Source organism: Amycolatopsis sp. NPDC031561 (assembly GCF_055580625.1).
In genome coordinates, this window is sequence record NZ_JBVILA010000004.1 from 262,335 (window position 1) to 276,418 (window position 14,084).

Consider the following 14,084-nt stretch of genomic DNA (forward strand, 5'->3'; position numbering starts at 1 on the left):
GTCTTGAAAGACCCTTTCATGACACGCGCTAGATCCACCGGACGCCGACTGTGATGCTTGGTGCATCATGGGCTAATGAATGACAAGGTGCGACGGCTTCTGCTGGCGGCGGACGAGATCGCGACTCGGACACGTCAGCGAAATGACTTGATGTGCGAGCTGTTCGCTGACGGGATGCCACAGCGCGAAATCGCCAAGTACGGCCAGGTGAACCAGGCGACCGTGAGCCGGGTCGTCGCGCGAGCACGTGTTGTCGACGGGAAGGGTGCGTGATTCGAGGTCGTTAGATGACCCGAAATCCCCTTACCCTGCTATCAGCGCGAGTGGCTGTGCAAAGCACGCCTTACGCCCGCCAGACAGTGCCACGACGCTCGTACTCCAGCACGACCTCCGCCCGCTGAGCCGCCTTCGCGCCCAGAACCCGTTCCACGAGCCAGAGCGAAACCTCGAGTCCCGAGGTGATCCCGCCGCCGGTGATCAGGTCGCCATCGTCGACGACGCGCGCGTCGATCACCTTCGCGCCCTGTGCGGCCAGATCCGCCTTCGCGCCGCTGTGTGTCGTCGCGTTGCGTCCCTTGGTCAGGCCCGCCGCGGACAGCACCATCGTCCCGGTGCAGATCCCGACCGGCAGCGCCCGCGAAGCCTTCAGTCGACGCAGGAAACCCTGATCGGCGTTGAGCCGGTGCACGCCCGGACCGTTCCGGTCCTTGTAACCGCCACCCGGCACCACGAGGACGTCGGCCTCGCCGGGTGACCAGCTCCGGGGGACGTCGACGGTGGTGCCGTAGGTGCAGCGCACGGGTCCGGGCCGTCCCGCGCTCACCAGCGAGGTGACCACAGCGCCGCCGGTGAGTTTCCCGGCCAGTCCGAGTACTTCGACGGGCGCGATGAAGTCCTGTTCCTCCACGCCGTCGAACATCAGGATGTGAACGCGCAAAGGTGACGCGGCCGTGGCGGCGGGCACGGTGACTCCGGCGGCCACACCGGCGGACAAGGCTGAAGCACGCAGAAAAGTTCGGCGTTGCAAGACGACCTCCCAGGTGATTTACCCAGTGGTCGCGTGGAAACCGGCTCAGGTTCCCGTGAGCCGGGAGACCGAGCGGACGACGAGATCACGCGTCGCGGCGGGGGAGGAGAAACCCAGGATCGACAGGTGCACGACGAGGCTCAGCAGTTCCTGGGCGTCGAAGTGGTCCGGCACGGTCCCGGCGCGCTGGGCTTCCCGGATCGCGGCGACCTTGTCCGCGTGCGCCCGGACTTCGGCCTCCGGTGCCGCGTCGAAGCCCTGCTCCAGCCGGAGCCAGCCCATGAGCCTCAGGACCTCGGGGTGCTCCAGATACCGGTCGAACAGCCGCCCCGCGTAACCGGGCAGATCGTCGGGCGTGATCGGGACCGACTTGATCGCGGCGTCCACCTGTTCCTGCACCACGGTCTCGAAAAGGTATTCCTTGCTGCAGAAATAGGCATAGATCAGCGCCTTGTTGGCACCGGCGTTCTTCGCGATGCGATCCACCCGCGCGCCCGCGATGCCGTACGTCGCGAACTCGGTCGTCGCCGCGTCCAGCAGCTTCCGCTTGGTCGCTTCCTTGTCCCTGACCATGTGACCCAGTCTAACTAACTGGTTGGTTGACAGCCAGTCCGGTCCCGTGGCAACCTGACTTAGCAACCAACCAGTTAGTTAGGGAGTTCGACATGAAGGTCGCACTGGTCACGGGCGCTTCCGCGGGCATCGGCGAAGCCACCGCGCTCGCGCTGCAGGAAGCCGGCTACACGGTCTACGGCGCCGCGCGGCGCGTCGACCGGATGGCGGGGCTCGCCGAACGCGGGATCAAGATCCTCGCGATGGACGTCACCGACGACGCGTCGATGGTCGCCGGCGTCGAGCGGATCATCGAGGAGTCCGGCCGCATCGACGTCCTGGTCAACAACGCGGGCTACGGCTCGTACGGCGCCTTCGAAGACGTGCCGCTTTCGGAGGGGAAGTACCAGTTCGAGGTCAACGTCTTCGGCCTCGCGCGGCTCGTCCAGCTGACCACGCCGCATATGCGGGCCCAGGGCTCGGGCAAGATCGTGAACATCTCGTCGATCGGCGGCAAGATCTACGAACCGCTCGGCGGCTGGTACCACTCGACGAAGTTCGCCGTCGAAGGCCTGAGCGACTCCCTGCGGCTGGAGCTCAAGCCGTTCGGCATCGACGTCGTGGTGATCGAACCCGGCGCCATCAAGACCGAATGGGGCGGCATCGCGGTCGAGAACCTGCTCAAGACCTCGGGCGACACCGCCTACGCTCCGCAGGCCAAGGCGCTGGCCAAGTTCTTCGACCAGGCCGCGCGCGGCTCCCACCCGAAGGTGATCGCCGACGTCATCCTGAAGGCGGTCCAGGCCCGGCGCCCGAAGACCCGCTACGCCGCGGGACTCGGGGCGAAGCCGATCCTGTTCGTGCGCCGGGTGCTCCCGGACCGCGCCTTCGACGCGTTGTTCCTCGGTGCGCTGCGCCGCTTCGCCTAGACCGCGACAGCCGGTTCCGTGACGGGCTCCGCGTACGAGTAGACCTCCGGCGGCTCGGGGAAGAGCTTGACCAGCACGGGATACGCGATCGCCGCCGTGCAGAGCGTCACCACCATGCTGACGTCCACGCCGCCCGCGATGTCCTTGAACGGCCCGGCGATCATCGGGGTGTTGGCGGTCAGCAGGCCCAGCGTCGTCGCCGGGATCCACGCGGCCATCGCGCGCCAGTTCACCCCGCGCGTGAACCAGTAGCGCCCGCCCTTGCGGCCCTGGTTGAACACCTGGAGGTCGTCCGGGTCGTAGAACCCGCGCCGCAGCACGAATCCGATCATCATGATCACCATCCACGGCGACGTGCACAGCACGATCAGCGTGGCGAAGGCGTTGATGCTCGAAACCATGTCCAGCACGAAATTGCCGACGAAGATGAACACGACGCTGAGCGAGCCGATCAGCAGTGTCGCCTGGACCCGGCTCAGCTTCACGAAGATCGAGCTGAAGTCGAGGCCGGTCCCGTAGAGCGACGTCGTGCCGGTGGACAGCCCGCCGATCAGCGCGACCACGATCAGCGGGATCGCGTACCAGAGCGGGGAAATCGCGGTCAGGCCGGTGATGTAGTCGGCCGGATCCGCGACCAGGGTCGCGGTGGCGATGCCGAACCCGAATGGCAGCAGGGTCGCCACCTGCGCCAGGAACGGCGCGGCCAGCAGGGAACGGCGGCTGTGGCGCGCGGGGATGTAGCGCGTCCAGTCGCCGAGGAAGGCGCCGAACGAGGTCGGGTTCGCCATCGTGGTGAGCGCGGCCAGGATCCAGGTCGGCCAGAAGTCCCCGAGCGCGTAGACGCCGGTGCCGGCGAACCCGGGGTCGAACGTGCCGCCGTAGGCCACGATCCCGAGCAGCATGATCGCCGTGCCCAGGGTGACCGCGACCCGGTTCACCAGCAGCATGAACCGGTAGCCGTAGATGCAGACCACCAGTGTGGCGATCGCGATGACGCCGTACGCGACGCCGCGCAGCACTTCGCCGCCGTCGAAGCCGAAAAGCCGTTGTGCCGCACCGGCGACGGCGTCGCCGCTCACCCAGACCGAGATGGCGAAGAAGGTGATCGCCGTCAGCAGGGAGAGGAAGGAGCCGACACAACGGCCGACGACGCCGAAGTGCGCGCCGGAGGAGACCGCGTTGTTGGTCCGGGTGAGCGGGCCGAACAACGACATCGGCGAGAGCACCAGCGCGCCGACGACCACCCCGGCGACCGTGGCCGCCACCGCCGCCCAGAAGCTCAGGCCGAAGGCGATCGGGAGGGTCCCGAGGATGATGGTGGCGAAGGTGTTCGCGCCGCCGAACGCCATCCGGAACAGGTCGCGCGGACGCGAGGTCTGCTCTTCCGGCGGGATCGGCGCGATGCCGTGCTGTTCGACTTCGGTGATCTTCTCACCCATAGGGACCTCCGGTGCTGCTTCAGGCGAAGCGGGTCATGACGTGCTTGACGCGGGTGTACTCGGCGAAGGAGTAGGACGAGAGGTCCTTTCCGTGGCCCGAGTGCCCAAAGCCGCCATGGGGCATTTCCGAGACCAGCGGCCCGTGGGTGTTGACCCAGACGCAGCCGAAGTCGAGTTCGCCCGAAACGCGGGTCGCGCGTGCCAGGTCGTGGGTCCAGATCGACGACGCCAGCCCGTAGGGGACGCCGTTGGCCAGGCGCACCGCCTCGTCCTCGTCCGCGAAGGACTGGACGGTGATCACCGGGCCGAAGACCTCCTCCTGCACGATCTCGTCGTCCTGCTTCAGGCCGGAGATCACGGTGGGGGAGAAGAAGAAACCGCGGTCACCGGCGGGCGAGCCGCCGGTCTCCACGCGGGCGTGGGCGGGAAGCCGCTCGACGAGGCCGCGAACCCGGCCGAACTGCGCCTCGCTGTTGAGCGGGCCGAAGTCCCGGCCGGGTGCCTGCGCGGCGGCGGCCTTGGTCAGCTCCGCGACGAACTCGTCGTGGATCGCCGCGTCCACCAGTACCCGGCTGCCCGCGGTGCAGTCCTGCCCGGCGTTGTAGAACGCCGCGCCGACGATGCCCTCAGCCGCCTCGGCGAGGTTCACGTCGCCGAACACCAGCAGCGGCGCGTTCCCGCCGAGTTCCAGGTGCGTGCGCTTGAGGTCGGCCGCCGCGACGGTGGCGACGTCGATGCCCGCGCGGGTCGACCCGGTGATTGACACCAGTTCGGTGATCGGGTGCTTCACCAGCGCGCGGCCGGTGTCGCGGTCGCCGCACAGCACGTTGAAGGCGCCCTGGGGCAGGAACTCCGCCGCGACCTTCGCCAGCAGCACGGCCGTCGACGGCGTGGTCTCCGCGGGCTTCAGCACGACGGTGTTGCCCGCCGCCAGCGCCGGGGCGATCTTCCAGACACCCATCATCAGCGGGTAGTTCCACGGCGCGATCTGCGCGCAGACGCCGACGGGTTCACGGCGGATCGCCGAGGAGTGCCCCGGCAGGTACTCGCCGGACGCGGTGCCTTCGAGCTGCCGGGCCGCGCCGGCGAAGAACCGCAGCGCGCTGACGCACTCCGGGATCTCCTCCTCCAGCACGACGGCCCGGATCTTGCCGGTCTCGCGGATTTCGAGCTCGGCGAACTCCTCCGCGCGCGCCTCCACCGCGTCGGCGATCTTCAGCAGCGCGAGCTGACGCTGGGCGGGCGTGCTCTTGCGCCACACCTTGAACGCCCGTTCGGCGGCCTCCAGCGCGGCGTCCACATCGGACTGCTCGGACAGCACGCTGGTGCCGAAGACCTCACCGGTGGCGGGGTCCACCAGGTCTAGTGGCCGCGAGCCCGCCGCCGGTACCTCGGCGCCGTCGACGAAATTCAGGACCTGAGTCATTTCTTCTCCAGGTGGGTCGGCTCGAACATCTTCAGCAGGGCGGGGAGGACGACCACCGACGGGCCGGGCGTGCCCAGCGCGTCGGCCAGGTCCTTCCCGACGGTGTCCAAAGAGGACACGGTGGCGGAGACACCGAAAGACTTCGCCAGCGCGGCGAAATCGGGTCGCGCGAGTTCGGTGGCGGTGGACTGGCCGAAGGCGCCGGTCAGGTATTCGCGCAGGATGCCGTACCCGCCGTCGTCGACGACGAGCCACGTGACGTCCAGTTGGTGCTGGACCGCGGTGGCCAGCTCCGCGACGCCGTACATCGCGCCGCCGTCACCGGACACCGCGAGCACCGGACCGCCGGTGGCGGCCGCGCCGCCGAGCGCGCCGGGCAGGCCGTAGCCGAGCCCGCCCGCGCCCTGCGCGGTGTGGATCGGCGCGCCCTCGGGGTTCCACGCCGACCAGGCCCAGTAGGCCGCGATCGTCATGTCCCAGAACGTCTGCGTGCCCTCGGGGACCGCCGCGCGGATGTCGTCGATCAGCTTGCGCTCGGTTTCGAGCGCCTGGCCGTCGAGCCGTTCGCGTACCTTTCCCAGCAGCTCAGCGACCGCCTTTTCGGCGACACCGTCGCTCTGGCGGAACGGAACCTGCTCCAGAAGTCCTTGCAGGGTGAGACGGACGTCGGCGTGGATGCCCAGTGCCGGATAGTTCGACTCCAGTTTCCCGAGATCGGCCTCGACCTGGATCATCCGGCCGCACGGGGCGAACTCGCGGTAGTTGCTGGACAGCTCGCCGAGCCCGGAACCCAGCACCAGCAGTACGTCCGCGTCCGACAGGAACTCGGTGCTGTGCCAGTCCTCCAGCCACGACTGCCCGGAAAGCTCGTGGTCCCAGCCGAAGACACCCTTGCCGCCGAACGTCGACAACACCGGCGCGCGCAAGGCCTCCGCGAGCGCTTTGAGCTCCGCGTGCGCACCCGAGCGCAGGGCACCACCACCGGCGAGGATCACCGGCTTCTTCGCCGCACCGAGGAGATCCGCGGCTTCGGCGAGCAGTTCCGGCAACGGCGCGAGCGGCGCGGGATTCGCCGTCACCGACGTGATCCGCGGCAGGTCCGTCGGCGCCAGCAGGATGTCCTGCGGGATCTCGACCCACACCGGGCCGTACGGTGCCGTCGCAGCGGACTCCCAGGCCTCGCGCAGCGCCGTCGGGATCTGGCTGACGGTCCGCACCACGTGCACGGACTTCACGACATCGCGGAAGCTGGCCTGCTGGTCGGGCAGTTCGTGCAGGTAGCCGTGCCGTCCGCCGCCGAGACCGGCGACCGGGATCTGGCTGGAGATGCCGAGCACCGGCACCGACGCGGCCCGGGATTCCTGCAGTGAAGCCAAAGTCAGCAGCGCGCCGGGACCGGTCGACACGATCATCGGGGTCACCGGGACCGGGCCCTCGGGGTCCGCCGCGAGCCGGGCACGGGCGTGCCCGTCGGCCGCGAACGCCAGGTTGTTCTCCACCCGCGAGCTGATCACGCGGAGTTCGGAACTGCGCCGGAGAGCTTCGAACAGGCCGAGCGCGTGCTGGCCGGGCAGGCCGAACACGGTGTCGGCGCCGAGCGCGCGGAGGGTTTCGACGACTACGTCGCCGCCTATCCGTTCAGTGCTGGTCATTCGCCCTTCCCCAAACTGAGCAGGCTCACCAGGTCGTAGGCGACATGGGAAGCCGCGATGGCGGTGATCTCGGCATGATCGTAAGCCGGGGCCAGCTCGACGACATCCGCTCCGACGAGGTTGCAGTCGCGCAGCCCGCGCAGGATCTCCAGCAGTTCGCGGCTGGTCATCCCGCCCGCCTCGGGGGTGCCGGTGCCCGGCGCGTGCGCGGGGTCGAGCACGTCGATGTCGACCGAGATGTAGAGCGGGCGGCCGCCGATGCGCTGGCGCAGCGCGTCGACGGTCTCGGCGACCCCGCGGCGCATGACGTCGCCGGAGGTGACGATGCCGAATCCGAGGCGGCGATCCTCTTCCAGATCCCGCTTGCCGTACAGCGGGCCGCGCGTGCCGACGTGGGACAGCGCTTCGGTGTCGAGTAGGCCTTCCTCGGACGCCCGCCGGAACGGGGTGCCGTGGGTGTACGGCTCGCCGAAGTAGGTGTCCCAGGTGTCGAGGTGCGCGTCGAAATGCAGCAGCGCCACCGGTCCGTGCTTCTTCGCCGCCGCACGCAGCAGCGGCAGCGCGATCGTGTGGTCGCCGCCGACGGTCACCAGCCGCGTCCCGCCCGCGGTCAGCGCCTCCGCCTCCTGCTGCAGGGTCTCGATCGCCTCCCCGATGTTGAACGGGTTGAGCGCGATGTCACCGGCGTCGACCACCTGCTTTTCGGCGAACGGGGAGACGTCGAGTTCCGGGTGATACGGGCGAAGGAGCCTGCTGGCCTCACGGAGCGCGGAGGGGCCGAACCGCGCGCCGGGACGGTAGGACACCCCGGCGTCGAACGGCACCCCGACGACGGCGACGTCGGCGTGCTCGACCTGATCGATCCGCGGCAGCCTCGCGAAGGTCGCGAAACCGGCGAACCGGGGCACCCTCGACGAGTCGACGGGTCCGATCGGGCTCTGCTCAGCCACTGTGTCTCCTTCTTGGGTGTAAGGGTTTTCAGGATTTCGAAGCGGCGAGTTTCGCCTCTTCTTCTTCGGCGACCGCGCTGCCGTTCAGGCGGCGGGTCCACACGGTGAGGATCTCGTCCGAGGTCCGCGGGGTGAAGAAGCTGACCAGCAGGTACACCGCCAGGCTGGAGCCGAGCCCCCAGTAGATCGGGCTGTTGGCCTCGACGCCGTCGACGAACATGAACGTGATGACCACGACGGTGCCGACGACCATCGACGCGAGCGCGCCCTGGCGTGTGCCGCGCTTCCACGCCAGCCCGCCGATGATCGCGACCAGCAGGCCGCCGACGAGGATGTCGTAGGCGATGGTCAGCGCGTTGACGACGTCGTCCACGACCATCGCGATGCCGATCGCGACGATGCCGAGGACCAGCGTGGTGACCCGGTTCCTGCGGACTTCGTCGACGGCTTTCTTGAGGCCCAGTTTGGAAAGCAGATCCGAGGTGCTGACCGTCGAGCAGGCGATGAGCGCGCCGCTCGCGGTCGACATCATCGCCGACAGCGCCGCCGCGAGCACCAGGCCGCGGATCCCGGCGGGCAGCTGCTCCTCGACGATGGTCGCGAACGCGTCCTGCGCGCTGGCGAGGTTGGGGTACAGCGCCTTGGCCGCGGTGCCGATCAGCGCGCCGGCGAGGCCGTAGACCAGGCAGTAGACGCCGGAGATGACGCCGCCGCCGGTGGCGATGCCCGGCGTCCTCGCGGTGAACACGCGCTGCCAGATGTCCTGGCCGATCAGCAGCCCGAAGCTGTAGATGAGGAAGTAGGTGAAGATCGTGTCGCCGCCGATGGCGGTCAGTTCGAAGTAGCTCTCGTCCAGCCGCGCGGCCATCCCGTCGAAACCGCCCGCCGAGACGATCGAGACCGGCAGCAGGATGAACAGGATGCCGATGGTCTTGATGACGAACTGGACGATGTCGGTCAGCGTGATCGACCACATGCCGCCGAGCACCGAGTAGAGCACCACGATCGATCCGCCGATGGCGATGCCGACCCAGCTCGGGACGTTGAAGAGGACCTTGAAGATGGTGGCGAACGCCAGCGTCGAGGTGACGGTCAGCATCAGCGTGTAGCCCCACATGACGACGCCGGAGATGGCGCTGGTGGAGCCGCCGTAGCGCAGGTCGAGCATCTCGCCGACGGTGTAGACGCGCAGTTTCACCAGCCGTCGCGCGAACAGCGTGTGCAGGACCAGGATGCCGACGCCGATCGCGATGACGAGCCAGGCGCCGGAGATACCGTAGGTGTAGCCGAGCTTCACCCCGCCGACCGTCGAAGCGCCGCCGAGGACGACCGCGGACATCGTGCCCGAGTACATGAACCAGCCGAGGCGACGGCCCGCGACGAGATAGTCGGATTTGGTCTTGGCGAGCCGCAGCCCGAACCAGCCGACCCCGATCATGCCCGCTATGTAGAGCGCGATCACCGCGTAATCACCGGCCACGGTGTCCTCCTTGACTTGGGGCTGTTCGCTTCGTTCGGGTCACCGTAGGTTCGTTCGCACCTTGAACGACATGGGATGATCCATCCAAGGTTGCCTTGAAGCGAGGATGGAATGACCCAAACCCACGATCCGCTCGACTCGGATGTGAATGTCCCGTTACGGGCCGTGGTCGGCAACCCGGAACTGGCACTCGACCCGGTCGTGGAGACGGTGCGGCCGGGCGCGCTCGACGCCCCGGTGCGCTGGGCGCACGTCAGCGAGCTGCGGGACCCCGCGCCGTACCTGCTCGGGGCGGAACTGCTGCTCACCGCCGGGGTGAACCTGCCGTCGGAGCCGCCGGAGGTCGACCGCTACGTCCGGCGGCTGGCCGACAGCGGGATCTCGGCGCTGGGGTTCGGGCTGACCCCCGGCGCCTACGAGACGTTGCCGCCGTCGCTGCGGGCGGCCTGCGTCCGGTACGGCCTGCCCCTGCTGATCGTCCAGCCGCGGACGCCGTTCCTGGCGATCAGCCGGGCGGTTTCGGTCGCGCTCGCCGAGGCCGGGCAGCGCGAACAGCGGCGGATCGCGGTCGCGCGCGAGGCACTGACCAGGGCGGCCGGTGACGGGCTCGGCGAACTGGCGGGTGCGCTGGCCGGGCGGCTGCGGGCGTGGGTGGCGCTGGTCGGCGTCGGCGACGTCCTCGCCGCCGACCACGGCGCCCCGTCGCCCCTGCCCGACGAGGTCCGGGAACTGGTCGCCACGCTGCGGGCGGGCCGGGGGATCCGCAGCGCGACGACGGAACTGGCCGACGGCACGCACGTCGTCGCGCAACCGGTGTACCCGCAGGCGACGGCGTCGCATCTGGTCGTGGTCGGCCGGATCGCGCGGTTCGACGGCGCGGACCGCTCGATCCTGTCGGTCGGGGCGGCGCTGCTCGGGCTGGCGGGCCGCGCGGGTTCGGACGCGGCGGGACTGGGTGCCACCGCCACCGCGTTGCTGCTCGGGGAGACCGGCGTGGCCGGCGGGGACGAACGCCGCCTGGTCGGCGGGATCGCCTACCGCCGCGGCCCCGCCGAGGCCGCCGCGCGCTACGACTGGCTGCGCGCCCGGCTCGACACTCCGCTCGTGCGACTGTCGCCGGGGCCGCGGTTCGACGCGATCGTCGGTGAGGCGCCGGAGATCGGTGACCTCGACAGGCTCCGCGCCGACGGCTGGCTCGCGGTGGTGAGCTCACCCGTTCCGCCCGATCGGCTCCCCGAGGCGGCCACCGAGGTGGAACTGCTGCTGACCCGCGCCCGCGCGCTGGGGCGGCCCGTGGTGGCGGAGGTGGCGGGGTCCGGGCTGGACGCGCTGATCGCGCCGGACGCGGCGGCCGGGTTCGCCGCCCAAGCGCTGGCGCCGCTGCGCGAACTCGACCGGAAAGGCGACCGCGAACTCGTCGAGACGCTGCGCACCTGGCTCGCGCACCACGGCGGCTGGGACCGGACGGCCGCCGAACTCGGCGTGCACCGCAACAGCGTCCGGCACCGGATCGGGCAGATCGAACGGGCGCTGGAGGTGGACCTGGCGGATCCGGAGATCCGGATGCGGCTGTGGTTCGCCCTGCGCTGGTCGTGAGTGGCGTTTCGGGTTCTAGTGGACCCGTATTTGCCTACCCACTGGATCCTGGGTGAGTGGGGAGGATTGGGGACGCTGAACGTCTCAAATCTTCCCCGCTCGGCTGCCGTCCGCGAGGTCACGGGGATGGCACGGTCTTGATCAACGGAGGATCGGGGACGTTGAGTGTCCCCGATCCTCCGTCGATCAAGCACCCAGACCGGACCGACCCCCCTCGACGATGAAGGAATCGGGACACTCGACGTCCCAATTCCTTCTGGTCACACGTAGGTAGGCAGATACCGGTCCGCTCTAACCTGAAACGCCACTCACGACCACTTGTACCGAACGGCCACCGCCGGTTGGTCCAATAAGGTCACTCTCAGGAATGTGTGGCAACGTAGGGTCGTGCGGATTCTGGTAGTCGAAGACGAAGAACCCCTCGCCGACGCGATCGCACGCGGCCTGCGGCGCGAGGGCATGGCGGTGGACATCGCGCTCACCGGTGACGACGGGCACGAGAAGGCCGCCGTCACCCGGTACGACGTCGTGTTGCTCGACCGCGACCTGCCCGGGATGTCCGGTGACGACCTGTGCCGCGAGATCGTCGCGTCCGGGGAGCTGACCCGCGTGCTGATGCTCACCGCGAGCAGTTCCGTTTCGGATCGCGTGGACGGCCTTTCCCTCGGCGCCGACGACTACCTCGCCAAGCCGTTCGCCTTCCCCGAACTCGTCGCGCGGGTGCGGGCACTGGGCCGCCGCGCGACACCGGCCGCGCCGCCGCTGCTGACTTCGGGCGACGTCGAACTGGATCCCGCGAGGCGGACCGTCCGCCGTGCGAGCGGTCCGGTCGAGCTGACCCGCAAGGAGTTCGGCGTGCTGGAGGTGCTCCTGTCGGCCGCCGGTTCGGTGGTCAGCAGTGAGGAACTGCTCGAACGCGTGTGGGACGAGAACGCCGACCCGTTCACCACCACCGTCCGGGTCACCGTGATGACGTTGCGGAAGAAGCTGGGCGAGCCGGGGATCATCGAGACCGTCGTCGGCTCCGGCTACCGGGTGCCGGAGCAGGGGACCGCACGCGGGTGAACGCCCGCAGCCTGCGCGCGCGGGTCACGCTGCTCGCGACCGGGCTGGTGGCACTGGTCAGCCTCCTGTTGCTCTGGCTGACCTGGAATCTGGTCGGCGACGCGGTTTCCGCCGTTCCGCAGCTTCCGCCGGGCACCACGGTCCGCGTCGACGGCGTGGACGTCGACGCTTCCGCAGTCACCGAGCATTTGCGGGTGTACGCCCGGAACCGGGTGCTGCTGTTCGGCGCGGCCGCGTTCTGTTTCGTCGTGCTGGCGGCGGGGATCCTCGCGTGGACGTTCACCGCGCGGGTCCTGCAGCCGCTGCGTGAGATCACCGGAACGGCGCGACGGCTGTCGATCGAATCGATGGGGGAGCGGATCGGTGAGGTTCGCACCAAGGACGAACTCGCCGAACTGGCCGAGACCTTCGACGACATGCTCGACAGGCTGCAGGCCGCGTTCGACGCGCAGCGGCATTTCGTCGCGAACGCCAGTCACGAGCTGCGGACGCCGCTCGCGGTCATCCGTACCGAACTCGACGTCACCCTGGCCGACGAGCAAGCCGACGAAGCCGAACTGCGGCGGATGGCGGGCGTGGTCCGCGACGCGACCGAACGGGCCGAGCGGCTGGTCGGTTCGCTGCTGCTGCTCGCGCGCACGGACGGCGCCGGACTGGTGGCCAGGGAACCGGTCGATCTCGCGGTGATCGTCGGGAGTGCCTGGCGCGCGGTGCGGGTGGAAGCGGAGAAACGCGGCATTCGCACCGAATTCGCGACCCCGGGCGCGCCGACGTTCGGCGATCCGGCGCTGCTGGAACGGATCGCGGGCAACCTGCTGGAGAACGCCGTGCGGCACAACGTCGAGGGCGGCTGGCTGGACGTCGTCACGCAAGCCGGTCCACAGTGGTCGGTGCTGCGGGTGCGGTCGTCCGGCGGTCTGCTCGACCCGGCCACGGTCCCCGAACTGTTCGAACCGTTCCGCCGCGCCGGCATCGCCAGGACCGCCCGCACCGGTGCCGGGCTGGGACTCTCGATCGTGCGGGCCGCCGTCCAGGCCCACGGGGGCATGGTGGCCGCGGAACCCGTTGTGGGCGGCGGTCTTTCGGTGACCGTCCACCTGCCCGCTCTGCCCTGACCGGTCGCGGGGGTTACGGTTCGAGGATGGTCCCCAGCATCAGGCTGAACAACGGAACGTCCCTTCCCCAGCTCGGGTTCGGGGTGTACAAGATCGGCGACGACGAGGTCGAGGGCGCGGTCCGCACCGCCATCGAGGCGGGTTACCGCGCCATCGACACGGCGACGCTGTACGCCAACGAACGCGGTGTCGGCGAGGCCGTCCGCACCAGCGGGCTGCCGCGCGAGGAACTGTTCGTCACCACGAAACTGTGGAACACCGAGCACGGCCACGACTCCGCTCTGCGCGCTTTCGACACCAGTTTGAGCGAGCTCGGGCTCGAGTATGTCGACCTGTACCTGATCCACTGGCCGCTGCCGTCACAGGACAAGTACGTGGAAACGTGGCGGGCGCTGGAAAAGATCGCCTCCGACGGCCGGGCGAAGGCGATCGGCGTCTCGAACTTCCAGATCCCGCATCTGGAACGGCTGATCGAGGAGACCGGGACCGTCCCCGCGGTGAACCAGATCGAGTGCCACCCGTGGCTGCAGCAGCCGTTGCTCCGGAACTTCCACGAGAAGCACGAGATCGTCACCGAGGCGTGGGGTCCGCTTGCGCGCGGCGGCGACCTGCTCAGCGACGAGAAGATCACCACGATCGCTGAGAAACACGGCAAGACGCCCGCGCAGGTCGTCCTGCGCTGGCACATCGAGATGAACCACCTGGTGATCCCGAAATCCGTCACGCCGGAACGGATCAAGGCGAACATGGACGTCTTCGACTTCGCGCTCGACGCGCACGACGGTGCCGCGATCGCGACGCTGGAGCAGGGAAAGCGGCTGGGACCGGACCCGGACACGCTGGGCGCCTGACC

13 protein-coding genes are annotated in these 14,084 nt (G+C 69.2%); 6 read left to right on the forward strand and 7 right to left on the reverse strand.

The genetic code is table 11. The features are described from left to right. The first annotated feature begins 75 nt into the window (after positions 1-75). Positions 76-273, forward strand: a complete 198-nt coding sequence (locus ACZ5IK_RS12850) for a hypothetical protein (protein WP_465487845.1) — start codon at positions 76-78, stop codon at positions 271-273. A 70-nt stretch (positions 274-343) separates the two neighbouring features. On the opposite strand, the gene ACZ5IK_RS12855 is transcribed toward ACZ5IK_RS12850, so the two are convergent. Together ACZ5IK_RS12855 and ACZ5IK_RS12860 are read right to left on the reverse strand one after the other, a co-directional pair. After that, on the reverse strand, positions 344-994 hold the full coding sequence (locus ACZ5IK_RS12855; RefSeq protein WP_465487846.1) for a DJ-1/PfpI family protein: 651 nt from the start codon (positions 992-994) through the stop codon (positions 344-346). 78 nt (positions 995-1,072) lie between these two features. Beyond that, entirely contained in the window at positions 1,073-1,600 is a 528-nt protein-coding gene (locus ACZ5IK_RS12860; RefSeq protein WP_465487847.1) for a TetR/AcrR family transcriptional regulator, read from the reverse strand. A 92-nt stretch (positions 1,601-1,692) separates the two neighbouring features. On the opposite strand from ACZ5IK_RS12860, the gene ACZ5IK_RS12865 reads away from it, so the two are divergent. Next, positions 1,693-2,508 carry an oxidoreductase gene (locus ACZ5IK_RS12865; RefSeq protein WP_465487848.1) on the forward strand — a complete coding sequence of 272 codons (816 nt, stop codon included), beginning with the start codon at positions 1,693-1,695 and terminating at the stop codon, positions 2,506-2,508. Here the strand turns inward: ACZ5IK_RS12865 and ACZ5IK_RS12870 are convergent. Genes ACZ5IK_RS12870 through ACZ5IK_RS12890 form a run of 5 tightly spaced genes read right to left on the reverse strand, consistent with a single transcriptional unit; the run spans position 2,505 to position 9,455 of the window. After that, on the reverse strand, positions 2,505-3,947 hold the full coding sequence (locus ACZ5IK_RS12870; RefSeq protein ID WP_465487849.1) for a purine-cytosine permease family protein: 1,443 nt from the start codon (positions 3,945-3,947) through the stop codon (positions 2,505-2,507). The genes ACZ5IK_RS12865 and ACZ5IK_RS12870 overlap by 4 nt on opposite strands. A gap of 19 nt (positions 3,948-3,966) precedes the next feature. Next, positions 3,967-5,373 carry an aminobutyraldehyde dehydrogenase gene (locus ACZ5IK_RS12875; RefSeq protein WP_465487850.1) on the reverse strand — a complete coding sequence of 469 codons (1,407 nt, stop codon included), beginning with the start codon at positions 5,371-5,373 and terminating at the stop codon, positions 3,967-3,969. Then, positions 5,370-7,025: a thiamine pyrophosphate-binding protein gene (locus ACZ5IK_RS12880; protein WP_465487851.1), complete on the reverse strand. Its 1,656-nt coding sequence runs from the start codon at positions 7,023-7,025 to the stop codon at positions 5,370-5,372. The genes ACZ5IK_RS12875 and ACZ5IK_RS12880 overlap by 4 nt, the downstream gene beginning before the upstream one ends. Then, on the reverse strand, positions 7,022-7,975 hold the full coding sequence (gene speB, locus ACZ5IK_RS12885; protein ID WP_168214273.1) for an agmatinase: 954 nt from the start codon (positions 7,973-7,975) through the stop codon (positions 7,022-7,024). The genes ACZ5IK_RS12880 and speB overlap by 4 nt, the downstream gene beginning before the upstream one ends. A gap of 28 nt (positions 7,976-8,003) precedes the next feature. Then, positions 8,004-9,455, reverse strand: coding sequence for a sodium:solute symporter family protein (locus ACZ5IK_RS12890; RefSeq protein WP_465487852.1), 1,452 nt, complete (start codon positions 9,453-9,455; stop codon positions 8,004-8,006). A 111-nt stretch (positions 9,456-9,566) separates the two neighbouring features. Here ACZ5IK_RS12890 and ACZ5IK_RS12895 point away from each other — a divergent pair, with 111 nt between their 5' ends. The 4 genes from ACZ5IK_RS12895 to ACZ5IK_RS12910 all read left to right on the forward strand — a co-directional run bounded on the left by ACZ5IK_RS12895 (position 9,567) and on the right by ACZ5IK_RS12910 (position 14,082). After that, positions 9,567-11,051: a PucR family transcriptional regulator gene (locus ACZ5IK_RS12895; RefSeq protein WP_465487853.1), complete on the forward strand. Its 1,485-nt coding sequence runs from the start codon at positions 9,567-9,569 to the stop codon at positions 11,049-11,051. 387 nt (positions 11,052-11,438) lie between these two features. Further along, entirely contained in the window at positions 11,439-12,116 is a 678-nt protein-coding gene (locus ACZ5IK_RS12900; protein ID WP_007033550.1) for a response regulator transcription factor, read from the forward strand. Further along, positions 12,113-13,231 carry a sensor histidine kinase gene (locus tag ACZ5IK_RS12905; protein WP_465487854.1) on the forward strand — a complete coding sequence of 373 codons (1,119 nt, stop codon included), beginning with the start codon at positions 12,113-12,115 and terminating at the stop codon, positions 13,229-13,231. The genes ACZ5IK_RS12900 and ACZ5IK_RS12905 overlap by 4 nt, the downstream gene beginning before the upstream one ends. 26 nt (positions 13,232-13,257) lie before the next feature. Next, positions 13,258-14,082: an aldo/keto reductase gene (locus ACZ5IK_RS12910; protein WP_465487855.1), complete on the forward strand. Its 825-nt coding sequence runs from the start codon at positions 13,258-13,260 to the stop codon at positions 14,080-14,082. Positions 14,083-14,084: the final 2 nt, after the last annotated feature.

Coding starts and splice junctions, on each gene's coding strand:
- ACZ5IK_RS12850 (WP_465487845.1), top strand. CDS start 76: ATGAATGACAAGGTGCGACGGCTTCTGCTGGCGGCGGACGAGATCGCG.
- ACZ5IK_RS12860 (WP_465487847.1), bottom strand. CDS start 1,600: ATGGTCAGGGACAAGGAAGCGACCAAGCGGAAGCTGCTGGACGCGGCG.
- ACZ5IK_RS12865 (WP_465487848.1), top strand. CDS start 1,693: ATGAAGGTCGCACTGGTCACGGGCGCTTCCGCGGGCATCGGCGAAGCC.
- ACZ5IK_RS12870 (WP_465487849.1), bottom strand. CDS start 3,947: ATGGGTGAGAAGATCACCGAAGTCGAACAGCACGGCATCGCGCCGATC.
- ACZ5IK_RS12875 (WP_465487850.1), bottom strand. CDS start 5,373: ATGACTCAGGTCCTGAATTTCGTCGACGGCGCCGAGGTACCGGCGGCG.
- ACZ5IK_RS12880 (WP_465487851.1), bottom strand. CDS start 7,025: ATGACCAGCACTGAACGGATAGGCGGCGACGTAGTCGTCGAAACCCTC.
- ACZ5IK_RS12895 (WP_465487853.1), top strand. CDS start 9,567: ATGACCCAAACCCACGATCCGCTCGACTCGGATGTGAATGTCCCGTTA.
- ACZ5IK_RS12910 (WP_465487855.1), top strand. CDS start 13,258: ATGGTCCCCAGCATCAGGCTGAACAACGGAACGTCCCTTCCCCAGCTC.